Source organism: Limimaricola pyoseonensis (assembly GCF_900102015.1).
In the GTDB taxonomy this organism is placed as follows: Bacteria; Pseudomonadota; Alphaproteobacteria; order Rhodobacterales; family Rhodobacteraceae; genus Limimaricola; species Limimaricola pyoseonensis.
In genome coordinates, this window is sequence record NZ_FNAT01000007.1 from 1 (window position 1) to 15802 (window position 15802).

Here is a 15802-nt window from a genome sequence, read left to right on the forward strand (position 1 = left end):
GGCATCGTCGTCTCGGGCGGCCGCGGCGTCGGCTCCGAGGAGAACTTCGCGCTGATCGAGAAGCTGGCCGACAAGCTCGGCGCGGCGGTCGGTGCCTCCCGCGCGGCGGTCGATTCGGGCTTCGCGCCGAACGACTGGCAGGTCGGGCAGACCGGCAAGGTGGTGGCGCCCTCGCTCTACGTGGCGGTGGGCATCTCCGGCGCGATCCAGCACCTCGCGGGGATGAAGGATTCGAAGGTGATCGTGGCGATCAACAAGGACGAGGAGGCGCCGATCTTCCAGGTCGCCGATTACGGCCTCGTGGCCGACCTCTTCACCGCGCTGCCCGAGCTGACCGAGAAGCTCTGAGCCGCGCGACGCGCGCCTGACACGAGGCCCGGCGCGGGATGCCCCCGCGCCGGGCCTTTCTCGTGGCGGGCCTACTTTTCTCCGGAAATACGCAAGAAGCGCGGCTCGGACCGGGCGCGAGGCCGGTTCCGGGCGGCCCGGCTCAGCCGGCCGGCTGCAACAACCGGCTCAGGCGCGGCGTCAGGGCCTCGGCCGCGGCGCGATGGTCCTCGGCCGCCGGCAGGTGCGCCGGGACCGGGGCCGGCGCGGCAGACGCGCCCAGTGGCAACTCGACCACCTCCTGCACCAGCGGCGCCAGCGCCTTGACCATTGCCGGCGTGACATGCGCGGGCCAGCGCCCCGGCGCGGGCGCCTCCGTGCGCAGCCACAGCAGCAGCACAGGCCCGGAGATGGCCTCCAGCAGCCGCCGCATCCGCCAATGCCAGGCGCAGCGCAGCTCGTCGCGCACCGCCTCGAACCGGTGGGCGTCGGTCTCGTGCAGCGCGCCGAGCAGGTGGCCGACGAAGCAGTATTCGGAGAAGTCGACCTCCGGATAGAGCGCCCGCAGCACCGAGGAGGCCCGCAGGAAGCGGTCGTTGCGGCGCGGATGGACGGTGTAGAAGCGGTTCGAGAGCATGGCGGCCTCGGTGACCTGCAGCACGGTCGCCTGCGCGCCGGCGCAGATCGGCACGATCTCGGGGTCCTTCAGCAGGGCCTCGACCCCGGCGCCCGACGCGCCGAAATTGACGCAGGCCGTCTGCAGCCGCCGTTCGACCAGTGCCGGGAAGGGCTGGTCGGCGCCCGGGCCGAAGGTCTCCGCCCCGCCGGCGAAGGCGATGTAGCGGCCGTCCAGCCGGCGCGCGGGGCCGCGCATCTCGAGCCGCGAGGTTCCGTATCGGCAGCGCAAGGCTGCCGGCGCCGGCGCGCCGATCCGTTCATGCCGCATGGCATCACCCACCCGTTTTCCCGCGCCCATCTGGCCATGCAGAGGTTGCGATCCGGCTAAGGGCTTCGGCTTGTGGCCCGCCCCGGGGCGGCCTTATGGTGGCCGCGCCAACAGGGAGAGGGTACGGCATGGAGATCAGGACGGTCGGCGTGGTCGGCGCGGGGCAGATGGGCAACGGCATCGCGCATGTCTTCGCGCTCGCGGGGTACGAGGTGACGCTGACCGATGTCAGCGCCGAGGCGCTGGAGAAGGCCCGCACCCTGATCGAGCGCAATCTCGATCGGCAGCAGTCCAAGGGCGCGATCAGCGCCGAGGACAAGGAGGCGGCGCTGGCGCGGATCTCGACCACCGAGACGCTCACCGATCTGGGCCCCTGCGACCTGATCATCGAGGCCGCGACCGAGCGCGAGGCGGTGAAGACGGCGATCTTCGAGGAGCTGGTGCCGCATCTCGCGGAGCACACCATCCTGACCTCGAACACCTCCTCGATCTCGATCACCCGGCTGGCCTCGCGCACCGACCGGCCCGAGAAGTTCATGGGCTTCCACTTCATGAACCCGGTGCCGGTGATGCAGCTCGTCGAGCTGATCCGCGGCATCGCCACCGACCAGCCGAGCTTCGACGCCTGCCTCGCCGTGGTCGAGAAGCTGGGCAAGACCGCGGCCACGGCCGAGGATTTCCCGGCCTTCATCGTCAACCGCATCCTGATGCCGATGATCAACGAGGCGATCTACACGCTCTACGAAGGCGTGGGCTCGGTGCGGGCGATCGACACCTCGCTGAAGCTGGGCGCGAATCATCCGATGGGGCCGCTCGAGCTGGCCGATTTCATCGGGCTCGACACCTGCCTCGCGATCATGAACGTGCTGCATGACGGGCTGGCGGACACCAAGTACCGGCCCTGTCCGCTGCTGACCAAGTATGTCGAGGCGGGCTGGCTCGGGCGCAAGACCGGCCGGGGCTTCTATGACTACCGCGGCGAGACGCCGGTGCCGACGCGCTGACGGCGGCGGGGGAGGGGGCTCAGCCGCCCTCCCCGAAGCAGTCCGCGATCAGCGATTCGATCGCGTCGGCCAGCCGCTCGGCCTCGGCGCCCTTGGTCTCGACATCGATCCAGGTGCCGCGCGAGGCGGCCAGCATCAGAAGACCCATGATGCTGTCGCCGGTGGTCGAGAGCCCGTCGCGGCTGACGGTGGCCTCGGCGTCGAAGGATTCGACGGTCTCGGCCAGCTTGGCGGAGGCGCGGGCGTGCAGCCCCTTGGTGTTGATGATCTGCAGGCGTCTTCTGGTCGTCATGTTCCGGTCCGGGTCTCCGTCTGCACGCCGGCATCGACGATCAGGCTGTCGATGTATTTGCGTCCCGCCGTCAGCGCGGCGCGCACCGCCTCTGGCACCGTCTTGCCGCGCGACTTGGCGAGCTTGATGAGCATGGGCAGGTTGGCGCCGTAGAGGATGCGCCGGTCCGAGACCGCGCAGGCCCTGAGCGACAGGTTCGAGGGCGAGCCGCCGAACATGTCGGTGACGATCACCACGCCGGCGCCGGCATCGACCGCGTCGGCGGCGCGGCAGATCTCCTGCTGTTTGGCGCCGCGGTCGTCGTCGGGCAGGATGGTGATCGCCACCATCCCGCTCTGCTGGCCGACCACGTGCTCGACGGCGGCGAGATATTCGCGCGCGAGGCCTCCATGGGCCACGATGACGATTCCGATCACGCGACTTGTCCCCGTACGGCCGGCGAGCCTCCCGATCCGGCGCGGCGTTCCAACTCCCTATGTCGTTTAGACACCTGCCATCCCTCCTGCGCAAGGGTTTCGGCCAGCCGTTCGACCGCCGCCACCGAGCGGTGTTGCCCGCCGGTGCAGCCGAAACCGATCGAGAGATGGGTCTTGCCCTCCTCGTGAAAGGCCGGGAGCAGGGGGCGCAGCAGGTCGCACAGCCGCGCGAAGAAGCCCTCGAAGCGCGGGTCCTCGGTGACGTGCCGGGCCACCGCCGCGTCGCGCCCGTCGAGCGGGCGCAGCTCGGGCTCCCAGTGCGGGTTGCGCAGGAAGCGGCAGTCGAAGACGAGATCGAGCCCGCGTGGCAGGCCGCGCTTGTAGGAAAAGCTCTGCAGCGTCACCGACAGGGTGCGGCCGCCGGGCGGGGCGAACCAGCGCTCGATCTCGGCCCGCAGCTCGTGCGGGGTGAGATGGGTGCTGTCGATCAGGATGTCGGCGCGCTCGCGCACCGGTCCCAGCAGGTCGCGCTCGCGGGTGATGCCGGTCAGCGGGCTGTCGGCCGGGGCCAGCGGGTGCGGCCGGCGCGTCGCGGAGTAGCGGTGCACCAGCACGCTTTCCTCGCAGTCGAGGTAGAGCACCTGCAGCGTCATTCCCGGCCGCTGCGACAGGCGCTCGATCGTCTCGAGCAGCGCGTCGGTCGAGAAGTCGCGGTTGCGCACGTCGAGCCCCAGCGCCAGCGGCCGGGGCAGCGGCGGCCCGTCGAGCAGCCGCGGCAGCAGCGACAGCGGCAGGTTGTCGATCACCTCGTGGCCCAGGTCCTCGAGCGCGTTGATCGCGGTGGTGTGGCCGGCGCCGGAGGGGCCGGTCACCAGCACGAGATCCTGGCGCCGTGTGTCCTCGGCGGCCGGTGAAGGGTGGGGCATGGCGGGGTCTGGTCTCATGGCTCTCTTCGTCCTGCCTTGAGATACTGCAGGATCGCCTGGGCGAAACGGTCCGTCCCGATGTTGTGAAGCAAGGGGAGCGACCTGCCCATATAGGTGACGCAACGTTCGGGCGGAAGACGTTCCGTCTCGGGGCGGTCGAGCGCCGCGGCGAGCACGAGGCGCGCCGCCGGCAGCGGCGGGGCGAAGAGCAGCCCGGCGCCCCGCGCCTCGATCAGGCCGCGGATCGCGGGCGGGCAGGAGGCCCAGAGCGCGCCGCCGGCCAGCGCGAGCCGGGTGCGGTCGTCGGCGACGAGCTGGCAGCCCAGCCCGATCAGCGCGAGCGCCAGCGCCGACTTGCCGCTGCCCGAGGGGCCGGTGACCAGCACCGCGCGACCCTGCCATGCGACGCAGCTTGCATGCAGCAGGAGCGGCGCCCGCTCCACCCGTCAGACCGGCAGGCCGACCACGAAGCGCGCGCCCAGCGGCTCCGAGGTGGGGTCGGCTTCGGTCGGGCGGATGTTCTCGGCCCAGATCACGCCGCCATGCGCCTCGACGATCTGCTTTGAGATGGCGAGGCCGAGGCCGGAATTGTTGCCGAACTGGCCCTCGGGGCGCTCCGAGTAGAAGCGCTGGAAGATCTTGGTCAGGGCTTCCTCGGGGATGCCGGGGCCGGTGTCCTCGACCACCACCAGCACCCGGTGCTCGCGCTGGCGGGCCCAGACCCGGATCGCGTCGCCATCCTCGCAGAACGAGGTGGCGTTGGTGATCAGGTTGACGAAGACCTGCGCCAGCCGGCCCTCGAGGCCCTGGATCATGATCGGGCGCGAGGGCAGGTCGGCGATGAAGTCGATGCCCTTCAGCGCCGCCTCGCGGCCGAGGAAGTCGTTGAGGTTCGCCAGCATCTTCAGCAGGTCGAACTCCTCCTCCTCCTCCTTGACCAGCTCGGCGTCGAGCCGCGAGGCGTTGGAGATGTCGGAGACCAGCCGGTCGAGCCGGCGCACGTCGTGTTCGATCACGTCGAGCAGCTTCTCCCTGTGATCCTCGCGCTTGACCACGCGCAGGCTGCCCACCGCCGAGCGCAGGCTGGCCAGCGGGTTCTTGATCTCGTGCGCGACGTCGGCGGCGAACTGCTCGTTGCCCTCGATCCGGTCGTAGAGCGCCGCCACCATGCCCCTCAGCGCGGCCGAGAGCCGGCCGATCTCGTCGGGCCGGGCGGTCAGGTCGGGGATGCGGACCCGCGTGGGGGCGAGCTTGCGGGCGTTGCGGTCGCGCCCGGTCTCGGCCGCGGCGGCCAGCTCGGAGAGCGGGTTGGCGATGGTCGAGGCGAGCACCAGGCTCAGGCCGATCGAGACCAGCATGCCGACCACGAACATCTGCAGCACCCGCTCGCGCTCGCGCCGCACCAGCGCGTCGATCTCGCCGGCGGCGCTGGTCACGGTGACCACGCCGACGGGCCGGCTGCCCTGCTCGATCGGGGTGGCGACGGCGAAGATGGTGCGGCCCTTGCCGTCGACCAGCGTCTCGGCGGTCGGGCCGTCGCCCAGCGCCGTGTCGACCAGCGCCCGCGCGGCGGCGGCGCTGTCCTGCGCGCCGCGCACCGCGCCGCCGCCCGAAAACAGGCCGGCGATGCTTTCCCAGGCGCCGTTCAGCATGTCGGTGATCACCGTGCCGCCGTCGCCGATCTCGAGCCCGCGCACCGGCCCGCCCGCGCCCTCGGCGAAGCGCTCGCCCACTAGGTTGCCGGTCGGGTCGAAGACCCGCAGCTCGATCGTGCCGCGCAGGTCCAGCCCGTCGAGGCTGCCGGCGACGTCGATGCCGTCGCCCGACATCAGGTTCACCGGCGCGCCGGCCGGAAGCTGCGCCTCGAACAGGTCGGCGATCAGCTCGGCCTGGCTGATGAGCCCGCTGGCCCGCTGGAAGGCGAGGTGGTCGCGCGAGGGGGTGAGGTAGAGCATCCCCGCGACCAGCAGCAGCAGCGCGATCAGGTTGAAGGTGATGATCTTGCGCGCGAGCGGCGAGCGGTTGAGCTGCACCAGCCGCCGGCGCTCGCGCGGCGGCGCGTCCTCGTTGGGCGAGACCCAGTCCTCGCCCAGCACCACGTGTTCGCGCCCGGCGGCATCGGACTCGGCCGCCCGGCGCACCGAGCCGAGGTCGCGCACGTCGATCTTGGGGGCGGCGGTCATCTTCGGCGGATCCTCGTGGTGGCCCTATTCCTCGTTGTAGCGGTAGCCGATGCCGTAGAGCGTCTCGATCGCCGAGAAGTCGGGATCGGCGTTGCGCATCTTCTTGCGCAGCCGCTTGATGTGGCTGTCGATGGTGCGGTCGTCGACATAGACCTGGTCGTCATAGGCCACGTCCATCAGCTGGTCGCGGCTCTTCACGAAGCCCGGCCGCTGCGCCAGCGCCTGCAGCAGCAGGAACTCGGTCACGGTGAGCGAGACGTCGCGGCCCTTCCAGGTCACCGCGTGGCGCAGCGGGTCCATGGTCAGGTGGCCCCGCTCCATGACCTTGGTCTCCTCGGTGGTCTCGGTGGTCTCGCCCGAGATCGCGTCCTGACGGCGCAGCAGCGCCCGGATCCGCTCGACCAGCAGCCGCTGCGAGAAGGGCTTCTTGACGTAGTCGTCGGCGCCCATCCTGAGGCCCAGCACCTCGTCGATCTCGTCGTCCTTCGAGGTCAGGAAGATCACCGGCATCTGCGTCTTCTGGCGCAGCCGCTGCAGCAGGTCCATGCCGTCCATGCGCGGCATCTTGATGTCGAGCACCGCCATGTCGGGCAGCTTCTTGTTGAAGGCGTCGAGCGCCTGCTGCCCGTCATTGTAGGTCTCGACTTCGAAGCCCTCGGCCTCGAGCGTCATGGAGACGGACGTCAGGATGTTCCTGTCGTCATCCACCAAAGCGATCTTCGACATCGGCGATCCTTTCCAGCTCGGGTTTTCGATGGGGCCGAGAGACAGTCTCTCATGGCTTTACCCACACAGATCAAGGCCGCAGCGCGAATCACAGCCCCAAACCTGCCGTAATTGAGCCGGAATCTGATGACGAATGACTAAAATGCCTCACCGCACGGGGCTTGCATAGGGCCAGCACAAGGCCTGTACGGCGCCCGTCCGCCCATTCGGGCGGCGCCGGGCGGGGCGGTTGCGCTAACAGCGGGAATGGTTGCGCTAACTGTATGGCGCCCAATGAAATCATCATGTTACGCCGGTTTCACGGGGCCGGAAGTCGGCTCCGGTGAGAGGAGCCGAGACAATGGACCACGGTCGCGTGAATCCCGCCATGACGCTGGAAACCCAAGGAATCACGGGGCTGGGGGAGGTCTATTACAACCTGACCGAGCCGGATCTGGTGCAGGCCGCGATCCGCAACGGCGAGGGCGACCTGGGGCAGGGCGGCACGCTTCTCGTGACCACCGGCCAGCACACCGGCCGCAGCCCCAAGGACAAGTTCGTGGTCCGCACGCCCACCACCGAGGGCACGATCTGGTGGGAGAACAACGCCCCGATGACGCCCGCCGCCTTCGCCACGCTGAAGGCCGACATGCTGGCGCATCTGCAGGGCCGGCGCATGTACGTGCAGGACCTGCATGGCGGCGCCGACCCGGCGCACCGCATCGACGTGCGCATGGTGACCGAGCTGGCCTGGCACGGGCTGTTCATCCGTCACCTGCTGCGCCGCCCCGAGCGCGACGCGCTCGACGGCTTCGCGCCGGAATACACCGTCATCAACTGCCCGAGCTTCACCGCCGACCCCGAGCGCCACGGCTGCCGCTCGGGCACGGTGATCGCGCTCAATCTCGACGAGAAGACCATCCTGATCGGCGGCACCGAATATGCCGGCGAGAACAAGAAGTCGGTCTTCACCCTGCTGAACTACCTGCTGCCCGAGAAGGGCATCATGCCGATGCACTGCTCGGCCAACCACGCGCCGGGCAACCCGGTCGACACCGCCGTCTTCTTCGGCCTGTCGGGCACCGGCAAGACCACGCTCTCGGCCGACCCCTCGCGCGTGCTGATCGGCGATGACGAGCATGGCTGGTCGGAGCGCGGCACCTTCAACTTCGAGGGCGGCTGCTACGCCAAGACGATCTCGCTCTCGGCCGAGGCCGAGCCCGAGATCTACGCCACCACGCAGAAATTCGGCACGGTGATCGAGAACATGGTCTGGGACGCCGACACCAAGGCGCTCGACTTCGAGGACAGCTCGCTCACCGCCAACATGCGCTGCGCCTACCCGCTGCACTACATCTCCAACGCCTCGGAAAGCGCGCTGGGTGGGCATCCGAAGAACATCGTCATGCTGACCTGCGACGCCTTCGGGGTGCTGCCGCCGATCGCGCGGCTGACGCCGGCGCAGGCGATGTACCACTTCCTGTCGGGCTTCACCTCGAAGGTCGCGGGCACCGAGAAGGGCGTGACCGAGCCCGAGCCGACCTTCTCGACCTGCTTCGGCGCGCCCTTCATGCCGCGCCGCCCCGAGGTCTACGGCAAGCTGCTGCAGGAGAAGATCGGCAGCCACGGCGCGACCTGCTGGCTGGTCAACACCGGCTGGACCGGCGGCGCCTACGGCACCGGCCGCCGGATGCCGATCGCCGCGACCCGCGCGCTCCTGGCCGCCGCGCTCGACGGCAGCCTCGCCGAGGGCAGCTTCCGCAAGGACGCGAATTTCGGCTTCGACGTGCCGGTCTCGGCCGATGGCGTCGACGACGCGCTGCTCGATCCGCGCGGCACCTGGGCCGACCCCGCGGCCTACGACGCGCAGGCCGCCAAGCTGGTTCAGATGTTCGCCGACAACTTCGCGCAATACGTGCCGCATATCGACGACGACGTGCGCGCGGCGGCGATCGGCTGAGCGCGGGGGCGGCGCGGGGGGCGCGCTTGACAGCGCCGCGCGCCGGCCGCTTCCATGGCCGGGCGCGCCGTGAGGAGGACCGCCCCGTGCCGATCCCGCTTTCCGCCCTGCTGAGCCTTCTGCTGCTGGCCGCCGCGCCCGGCCACGCGCAGGAGGGGGCGGCCCCGGCCGAGGCGCCGGGGGCGACGGAGGAGGACGGCCCCGCCGGGGAGGGCGGGGCCGTCGTCGCATCCGAAGAGGACATCTCGGATCTGATGGTCGTCGCGCCCTGGCCGCGCCCGCTGCCGCTGTCGGACGGGCGGGCGGGGCTGTCGGACCGGGTGAGCATCGAGGTCGAGGGGACCGAGGTCTTCGGCACGCTCGCGCTGCCGCCGGACGGGCCCGCGCCGGTGGTGCTGCTGCTGCACGGCTTCACCGCCGACCGCGACGAGCTGCCGATCGCCGAAAGCGGCGAGGGGGTGTTCCGCCGCACCGCGCGGCTCCTGGCCGAGGCGGGCTATGCCAGCCTCAGGATCGACTTCCGCGGCTCGGGCGAGAGCACCGGCGGCTTCGATTTCGCCGAGACCACCTTCGAGAGCCAGGTCGCGGATGCGCGGGCGGCGCTGGACTGGCTGGCCGGGGAGGCGCGGGTGCTCGACGCGCCGCCCTTCCTGATCGGCTGGAGCCAGGGCGGGCTGGTCGCGGCCACGCTCGCCGGGCGCGGCGCGCCGGTCGAGGCCACGGCGCTCTGGGCGGCGGTGGCCGATCCGCAGGCGACCTACGGGCGGCTCTTCGGGACGCAGGCGCTGGAACGCGGCGTGCTCTCGGCCGAGCCGAGCACGGTGACGCTGCCCTGGGGCGCCGAGGTCACGCTCGGGCGGCCCTTCTTCGAGGGTGTGATCGCCGCCGACCCGGTCGCGGAGATCGCCGCCTATGACGGCCCGCTCTTCGTGGCGCAGGGCACCGAGGACGCCACGGTCGACCCGGCGCAGGCCGAGGCGCTGCTGGCCGCGCATGAGGGGCGCGAGGAGCTGTGGCTCAGGGAGATGGACCACAGCTTTAACGCCTTCGAGGGGCCGGAGATGATCGACGAGATGGTCGCCGCCACCGTCGCCTTCTTCGACATGCTCGGCGCGCCCTAGCGGATCGGCGGCATCCGCGCGTCGCCGAGGCTGCAGTCGCGGATCACGTCCGCGCCGCAGTCGCGCGGCGCGAGGTCGCGGGTCAGGCAGATCCGCACCTCCTGCACCATCCCGTCCCGGCAGGTGACGGTCAGCCCGTCGGCCGAAAGCTCGGGGTTGTCGCGCAGGAAGGCCTCCTCGACCACCGCGGCCGGCAGGGTGATCTCGCGCTCGAGGCGGCGGAACTCCTCGGGGCGGGTCACCGCCCCGTAGGCCTCGCGCGAAAGGTCGAAAAAGGCCTCGGACGACAGGCCCGAACAGGTGCCGTGCTTCTTCCACTGGTGCCAGGCCGAGCCGCCCGTGCCCATGATGTCGGCCATCGCCGCCGTCTCGGCCCGCGAGGGCGGCCGGGCGGGGCTGTCGCAGTAGTCGGGCCAGCCCGCCTCGTATTGCGGCCAGAGCCCGTGCAGCACCCAGCCGAGGTCGCGCGCCGGGTCGCACTGCTCGGACTCCCGCGCCTCGCCCACGCGTTCGCACCAGCCGGGCGACCAGCTCAGCGACAGCACGTAGTAGTCGAACGCCCCGGCGGTCTCGGCCGCGGCGATCCCGCCCCAGGCGGCGAGGATCGCCGCCAGCGCTGTCCTCTTGGTCATTTATGGCTTTCCTCGATGGCCTCGGGTCCCTATATAGCGCGATGAGTTCCCCGAAAACGGAAACCGGGACCGCGCCCAGCGGTCCGCCCCAAGGCCGGGGCCGGGGGAAGACGTGCTTTCGAAAGGGTGTTCACATGGCTGACAAACCGCTCATGGCGAAGGCCACCGCCGTCTGGCTGGTGGACAACACGACGATCAGCTTCAAGCAGATCGGCGATTTCTGCGGGCTGCACGAGCTCGAGGTGCAGGGCATCGCCGATGGCGACGTCGCCGCGGGGGTGAAGGGCTTCGACCCGGTCGCCAACAACCAGCTCACCCAGGACGAGATCGACAAGGCCGAGAAGAACCCGCTCCACAAGCTGAAGCTCAAGTTCAACCCCTCGGCCGTGGGCGAGGAAAAGCGTCGCGGCCCGCGCTACACCCCGCTGTCGAAGCGCCAGGACCGCCCGGCCTCGATCCTGTGGCTGGTGAAGTTCCACCCCGAGCTCAGCGACGGCCAGATCTCCAAGCTGGTGGGCACCACCAAGCCGACGATCCAGGCGATCCGCGAGCGCACCCACTGGAACATCTCCAACATTCAGCCGATCGACCCGGTCGCGCTGGGCCTGTGCCGCCAGTCCGAGCTCGACGCCGCCGTGCAGCAGGCCAACGCCAAGCGCCTGCGCGACGGCTCGGCCATGACCGATGACGAGCGTCGCAAGCTGGTCTCGACCGAGCAGAGCCTCGGCATGCCGGCCGAGCCGAAGGTGCCCTCCTCGATCTCCGGGCTCGAGACCTTCACGCTCTCGGACAAGGGCGACGAGGACGAGAGCCGCAAGGATGACGAGCGCGAGGAAGAGAACCTGCCGGACGCCGACAGCTTCTTCAACCTGCCCGGCGGCTCGGACGACGACGAGGACGACGACCGCTGAGACGGTCTCCGGCGGGGGCGGCGTGCCGCCCCCGCCGGATCTCAGGCCGGCACCCGCGCGGCTTCGGCCGCGTCGGGGTCCGGAAACACCCGGTCGTAGCACCAGGTGAAGGCGAAGGCGTAGAGCACGTAGAACAGCGCGAAGCTCAGCTCCATCGTGAAGGCCTGCGCGAGGCCCACCCCCAGCCACCACGCGAAGACCGGCAGCAGCAGTACCAGAAGCCCCGCCTCGAAGCTGATCGCGTGCAGCACTCGCAGCGGCAGCGACTTGGCCGTGCTGCCGCGCGCCCATTTCAGCGCGTGATCGAAGCCGAGGTTGAAGACGTAGTTCCAGCCGGTCGCCACGGTGGCGGCGATCAGGCTGACGAGGCCGATGTCGAACACCGGCATGCCGAACAGCCACGCGCCCGCGGGCGTGACGATGGCGAGCCCGATGATCTCGAAACTCAGGGCCTGGCGGATTCTGTCGGCTTTGCTGCGCATGGCGGCCTCCTCGATACGGGTGGTCTGTATCGGGCCGTCCCGCTTGCTGATCCCTGAAGAGGGGGAGGTCGTCCTCGCTTGCAGGGCCCCATATGGGCCTGCGGGCCGCGCGGTGCAAGGCTCAGCGCAGCGGCTGCACGAAGCCCAGAGGCGCGCCGCCCGGGTCGCGGGCCAGGCAGATCCGGCCGATCCCGGCCGCGTCGAAGGGCGGGCGCAGGATGCGGCCGCCGAGCCGCTCGATCGCCTGCGCGGAGGCCTCGACATCCTCGACCGCCAGATAGGCGACCCAGCCATGCAGGCGGTGCTTCTCGGTCGGAAGGTCGGCCTCGGCCATGATGCCGGCGACCGGTCGGCCGTTCTCATGCGCGACCCAGTAATGGCCCGAGGGCACCTCGGTCTCGACGAAGCTCCAGCCGCAGGTCGCCTCGTAGAAGGCGCAGGCCGCCTTCACGTCCTCCGTCACCAGCTCCAGCCACCAGATCGTGCCGTGATCGCCACGCATGCCGCACCCTCCGCAGATGCGGCCATGCTGCGCCGCGAAGGCTTTCGGATCAAGCTTCTAGAGCGTGCGGCGCGCGCGCAGCGCGGCGCTGATCGTGCCGTCGTCGAGATAGTCGAGCTCGCCGCCCACCGGCACGCCCTGCGCCAGCGAGGTCACCGAGACGCCGGGCAGCTGGTCGGCGATGTAATGCGCGGTGGTCTGGCCGTCGATCGTCGCGCCGAGCGCGAGGATCACCTCGGAGACCGCCTCGGATTTCACCCGGTCGAGGAGGCGCGGGATGCGCAGCTCCTCAGGGCCCACCGCGTCGAGCGCCGAAAGCGTGCCACCCAGCACGTGGTAGCGGCCCTTGAACACGCCCGAACGCTCCATCGCCCATAGATCGGCCACGTCCTCGACCACGCAGATCTGCCCCGTCGCGCGGCGCTCGTCGTCGCAGATGGCGCAGATGTCGCCGGTGCCGACATTGCCGCAGTTCAGGCATTCGCGCGCGGTGGCGCCGACTTCGGTCATCGCCTCGGCCAGCGGCGCCAGCAGCGTGCCGCGCTTCTTGACGAGATGCAGCACCGCGCGCCGCGCCGAGCGCGGCCCGAGCCCGGGCAGCCGCGCCATCAGCTCGATCAGCCGGTCGATCGCCTCGCGGTCCTCGCTCATGGCCGGGCTCCGCGCGGGCCGACAGGGCCGGATCGAGTATTTGAAGAGTGAAGGAGCAGGGCGGGCCTCAGAACGGCAGGTTCATGCCCGCGGGCAGGCCGAGCTCTTCCTGGATCTTCTTCATCTCCTGCTGCGCGCGCTCAGTCGCGCGCGACTGCGCGTCCTTGATCGCGGCGAGGATCAGGTCCTCGACCACCTCCTTCTCGGAGGCCACGAAGATCGACGGGTCGATGTCGAGCCCGGTCAGCTCGCCCTTGGCGGTGGCGGTGGCCTTGACCAGCCCCGCGCCGCTCTCGCCGGTCACGGTCAGGGTCTCGAGATCCTTCTGGATCTTCTCCATCTTGCCCTGCATCTCCTGCGCGGCCTTCATCATCTTGGACATGTCGCCCAGGCCGCCAAGCCCCTTGAACATCGCTGGTCTCCTCGAATGCGTTGGCCCTGAGATACGGTCGCGGGGGCCGCCTCACAAGGGCGGCGGCGCAAATGAGCTCACTCCTCCTCGAACGGGTCCCACTCGTCCTCGACCTCGGCCAGCGCCTCTTCGGCGGCGTGCTGGGCGCGCTCGGCCTCGGTGCGGATCTCGGTGATCTTGGCCTTGGGGAAGGCGGCGAAGACCGCGCGCACCAGCGGGTGCGCCTCGGCCTCGTGGCGCAGCGCCAGCGCCGCGGCGTCGCGGGTCTCGGCGATGGTCGGCTGGCCGCCCTCGCGCACCACGCTCATCGCCCAGCGCACGCCGGTCCAGGCCTGCAGCTTCTGGCCGAGCCGCTGCGCGAGGTCGCCGCGCGCGTCCTCGGTCGGCTCGAACTCGATCCGGCCGGGACTGTAGCGCACGAGCCGCAGCGTCGTCTCGACCTCGATCAGCATCTGCACGTCGCGATGGGTGCGAATGAGCTCGACCACGTCCTCGAAGCGGCCATAGCGCGCCAGAGCGTGCTCGGCGGCCTCGGCCACCGCGGGCTGCGCGCCGCCGCGCGCCGAAGGGCCGGAGGGGCCGGGATGGGTCGGGGCCGGCTGGTTCTGCGCCGGTCCGCGGGCGGGGGCATGGCTGCCCGACGCGCCGCCCGCGGGCGCGGGCCGGGCGCCGCCGCCATTGCCGCCGCCGGGCGGCGGGGGCGGGACGGGGGCGTCCTGCAGCTTGCGCACCAGCTCCTCGGGCGAGGGCAGGTCGGCCACGTGGGTCAGCCGGATCACCGCCATCTCGGCGGCCATCATCGCGTTCGGGGCGTGGGCCACCTCCTCCAGCGCCTTCAGGAGCATCTGCCACAGCCGGGTCAGCACCCGCATCGGCAGCGTCTCGGCCATCTGCGCGCCGCGCGCCCGCTCGTCGGGGCCGACGGTGGGGTCGTCGGCGGCCTCCGGCGTCACCTTGATAACGGAGACCCAATGCGCGATCTCGGCCAAATCGCGCAGCACCGCCATCGGGTCGGCGCCCTCGGCGTATTGCGCCGAAAGCTCGGTCAGCGCCGAGGCCGCGTCGCCGCGCAGGATCATGTCGAACAGGTCGAGCACCCGGCCGCGATCGGCGAGGCCGAGCATCGCGCGCACCTGGTCGGCGGTGGTCTCGCCAGCGCCGTGGCTGATCGCCTGGTCGAGAAGCGAGGTCGCGTCGCGGGCCGAGCCCTCGGCCGCGCGCGTGATCAGCGCCAGCGCGTCGTCGGCGATCTGCGCGGCCTCGGCGGTGGCGATGCGGCGCAGCATGCCGATCATCACCTCGGGCTCGATCCGGCGCAGGTCGAAGCGCTGGCAGCGCGACAGCACCGTCACCGGCACCTTGCGGATCTCGGTGGTCGCGAAGATGAACTTCACGTGCTCGGGCGGCTCCTCCAGCGTCTTCAGGAGCGCGTTGAACGCTCCCGTCGACAGCATGTGGACCTCGTCGATGATGTAGACCTTGTAGCGCGCGCTGGCCGCCCGGTAGTGCACGCTGTCGATGATCTCGCGGATGTTGGCGACGCCGGTGTTCGACGCCGCGTCCATCTCCATCACGTCGACATGCCGGCCCTCCATGATCGCCGTGCAGTGCTCGCATTGGCCGCAGGGCTCGGTGGTGGGGCCGCCGGTGCCGTCGGGGCCGATGCAGTTCATGCCCTTGGCGATGATCCGCGCCGTGGTGGTCTTACCGGTGCCGCGGATGCCGGTCATGATGAAGGCCTGCGCGATGCGGTTGGCGGCGAAGGCGTTCTTCAGGGTCCGCACCATCGCGTCCTGGCCCACGAGATCGGCGAAGGTCTCGGGCCGGTACTTCCGGGCGAGCACCTGGTAGGCGGGGGCGGGGGCGTCGGACATCGGGCTCGTGCGGCTGGGATTCGGAACCTCGCCAACCTATGCGGCGGGGGGCGCGAGGTCCACCGGGACGCCGCCTAGAGCAGCCACAGGATCGCCCCCGTGGCCAGCGCGCCCACCGAAAGCAGCACCGCGAAGACGAGCATCCGACGCGTGCTCTGCGCCTCCGCCGCGTGGCTGGTGATCCGCGACTGCGCGCGGCGCGCCTCGCGCGCCGAGGCCGCGAAGATCAGAAGCGCGGTGACGATGAAGATCGTGGCCGCCGCCTTGGCGATCCAGGTGGGCTCGAACGGGCCGAACACCGCCTTGAGGCCCAGCGCCACGGCGAGCGCGGCCATGCCGGTGCGCATCCAGCCCGCGAAGGTCCGCTCGTTGGCCAGCAGCGTGCGGTCCTCGGCCCAGTCGGTGCGGCGCTCGGCCCAGTCGGTCTTCGGGTCGGTCTCGCGATCTCCGTCCTGCAT

At 70.7% G+C, this 15802-nt stretch carries 19 protein-coding genes; 5 read left to right on the forward strand and 14 right to left on the reverse strand.

What is annotated here, in order from left to right; genetic code table 11:
* Positions 1-348 (forward strand): electron transfer flavoprotein subunit alpha/FixB family protein (locus BLT43_RS13940; protein ID WP_207497573.1); only part of this gene is annotated, 348 nt, incomplete at its 5' end.
* A gap of 142 nt (positions 349-490) precedes the next feature.
* Here BLT43_RS13940 and BLT43_RS13945 read toward each other — a convergent pair.
* Entirely contained in the window at positions 491-1273 is a 783-nt protein-coding gene (locus BLT43_RS13945; protein ID WP_090113801.1) for a DUF6473 family protein, read from the reverse strand.
* A 128-nt stretch (positions 1274-1401) separates the two neighbouring features.
* Here BLT43_RS13945 and BLT43_RS13950 point away from each other — a divergent pair, with 128 nt between their 5' ends.
* The gene (locus BLT43_RS13950) at positions 1402-2277 is read left to right on the forward strand and encodes a 3-hydroxybutyryl-CoA dehydrogenase (protein WP_090113802.1); all 876 of its coding nucleotides are present in this window, start codon (positions 1402-1404) and stop codon (positions 2275-2277) included.
* Between the two features lie 19 nt (positions 2278-2296).
* Here BLT43_RS13950 and BLT43_RS13955 read toward each other — a convergent pair whose 3' ends face one another.
* The 6 genes from BLT43_RS13955 to BLT43_RS13980 are packed head-to-tail and all read right to left on the reverse strand — an operon-like array spanning position 2297 to position 6820.
* A complete protein-coding gene (locus BLT43_RS13955; RefSeq protein WP_090113803.1) occupies positions 2297-2569 on the reverse strand; it encodes an HPr family phosphocarrier protein in 273 nt (90 codons plus the stop codon).
* Complete coding sequence (locus BLT43_RS13960; RefSeq protein ID WP_090113805.1) at positions 2566-2985, reverse strand: PTS sugar transporter subunit IIA; 420 nt, start codon at positions 2983-2985, stop codon at positions 2566-2568. The genes BLT43_RS13955 and BLT43_RS13960 overlap by 4 nt, the downstream gene beginning before the upstream one ends.
* Entirely contained in the window at positions 2982-3911 is a 930-nt protein-coding gene (rapZ, locus tag BLT43_RS13965) for an RNase adapter RapZ (protein WP_090113809.1), read from the reverse strand. The genes BLT43_RS13960 and rapZ overlap by 4 nt, the downstream gene beginning before the upstream one ends.
* Before the next feature lie 14 nt (positions 3912-3925).
* Positions 3926-4354, reverse strand: a complete 429-nt coding sequence (locus BLT43_RS13970; protein ID WP_090113811.1) for an HPr kinase/phosphorylase — start codon at positions 4352-4354, stop codon at positions 3926-3928.
* 3 nt (positions 4355-4357) lie between these two features.
* Positions 4358-6094, reverse strand: a complete 1737-nt coding sequence (locus BLT43_RS13975; RefSeq protein ID WP_090113812.1) for a sensor histidine kinase — start codon at positions 6092-6094, stop codon at positions 4358-4360.
* A gap of 24 nt (positions 6095-6118) precedes the next feature.
* On the reverse strand, positions 6119-6820 hold the full coding sequence (locus BLT43_RS13980) for a response regulator transcription factor (RefSeq protein WP_090113813.1): 702 nt from the start codon (positions 6818-6820) through the stop codon (positions 6119-6121).
* Between the two features lie 340 nt (positions 6821-7160).
* On the opposite strand from BLT43_RS13980, the gene BLT43_RS13985 reads away from it, so the two are divergent.
* Both BLT43_RS13985 and BLT43_RS13990 read left to right on the forward strand, forming a co-directional pair.
* A complete protein-coding gene (locus BLT43_RS13985) occupies positions 7161-8759 on the forward strand; it encodes a phosphoenolpyruvate carboxykinase (protein ID WP_090113814.1) in 1599 nt (532 codons plus the stop codon).
* A gap of 86 nt (positions 8760-8845) precedes the next feature.
* Positions 8846-9880 carry an alpha/beta hydrolase family protein gene (locus tag BLT43_RS13990; protein WP_090113815.1) on the forward strand — a complete coding sequence of 345 codons (1035 nt, stop codon included), beginning with the start codon at positions 8846-8848 and terminating at the stop codon, positions 9878-9880.
* Here BLT43_RS13990 and BLT43_RS13995 read toward each other — a convergent pair.
* Positions 9877-10512 carry a ribonuclease T2 family protein gene (locus BLT43_RS13995; protein ID WP_090113816.1) on the reverse strand — a complete coding sequence of 212 codons (636 nt, stop codon included), beginning with the start codon at positions 10510-10512 and terminating at the stop codon, positions 9877-9879. The two genes, BLT43_RS13990 and BLT43_RS13995, sit on opposite strands and share 4 nt — an antisense overlap.
* A 134-nt stretch (positions 10513-10646) precedes the next feature.
* On the opposite strand from BLT43_RS13995, the gene BLT43_RS14000 reads away from it, so the two are divergent.
* A complete protein-coding gene (locus tag BLT43_RS14000; RefSeq protein WP_090113817.1) occupies positions 10647-11423 on the forward strand; it encodes a DUF1013 domain-containing protein in 777 nt (258 codons plus the stop codon).
* 41 nt (positions 11424-11464) lie between these two features.
* On the opposite strand, the gene BLT43_RS14005 is transcribed toward BLT43_RS14000, so the two are convergent.
* The 6 genes from BLT43_RS14005 to BLT43_RS14030 all read right to left on the reverse strand — a co-directional run bounded on the left by BLT43_RS14005 (position 11465) and on the right by BLT43_RS14030 (position 15802).
* Entirely contained in the window at positions 11465-11905 is a 441-nt protein-coding gene (locus BLT43_RS14005) for a PACE efflux transporter (protein WP_090113818.1), read from the reverse strand.
* A gap of 121 nt (positions 11906-12026) precedes the next feature.
* Positions 12027-12407 carry a VOC family protein gene (locus BLT43_RS14010; protein ID WP_090113819.1) on the reverse strand — a complete coding sequence of 127 codons (381 nt, stop codon included), beginning with the start codon at positions 12405-12407 and terminating at the stop codon, positions 12027-12029.
* A gap of 57 nt (positions 12408-12464) precedes the next feature.
* On the reverse strand, positions 12465-13058 hold the full coding sequence (gene recR, locus BLT43_RS14015; protein ID WP_090113821.1) for a recombination mediator RecR: 594 nt from the start codon (positions 13056-13058) through the stop codon (positions 12465-12467).
* Between the two features lie 67 nt (positions 13059-13125).
* On the reverse strand, positions 13126-13470 hold the full coding sequence (locus BLT43_RS14020) for a YbaB/EbfC family nucleoid-associated protein (protein WP_090113823.1): 345 nt from the start codon (positions 13468-13470) through the stop codon (positions 13126-13128).
* A 77-nt stretch (positions 13471-13547) separates the two neighbouring features.
* Positions 13548-15344, reverse strand: a complete 1797-nt coding sequence (locus BLT43_RS14025) for a DNA polymerase III subunit gamma/tau (protein ID WP_090113825.1) — start codon at positions 15342-15344, stop codon at positions 13548-13550.
* 74 nt (positions 15345-15418) lie between these two features.
* Positions 15419-15802 carry a DUF202 domain-containing protein gene (locus BLT43_RS14030; protein ID WP_090113827.1) on the reverse strand — a complete coding sequence of 128 codons (384 nt, stop codon included), beginning with the start codon at positions 15800-15802 and terminating at the stop codon, positions 15419-15421.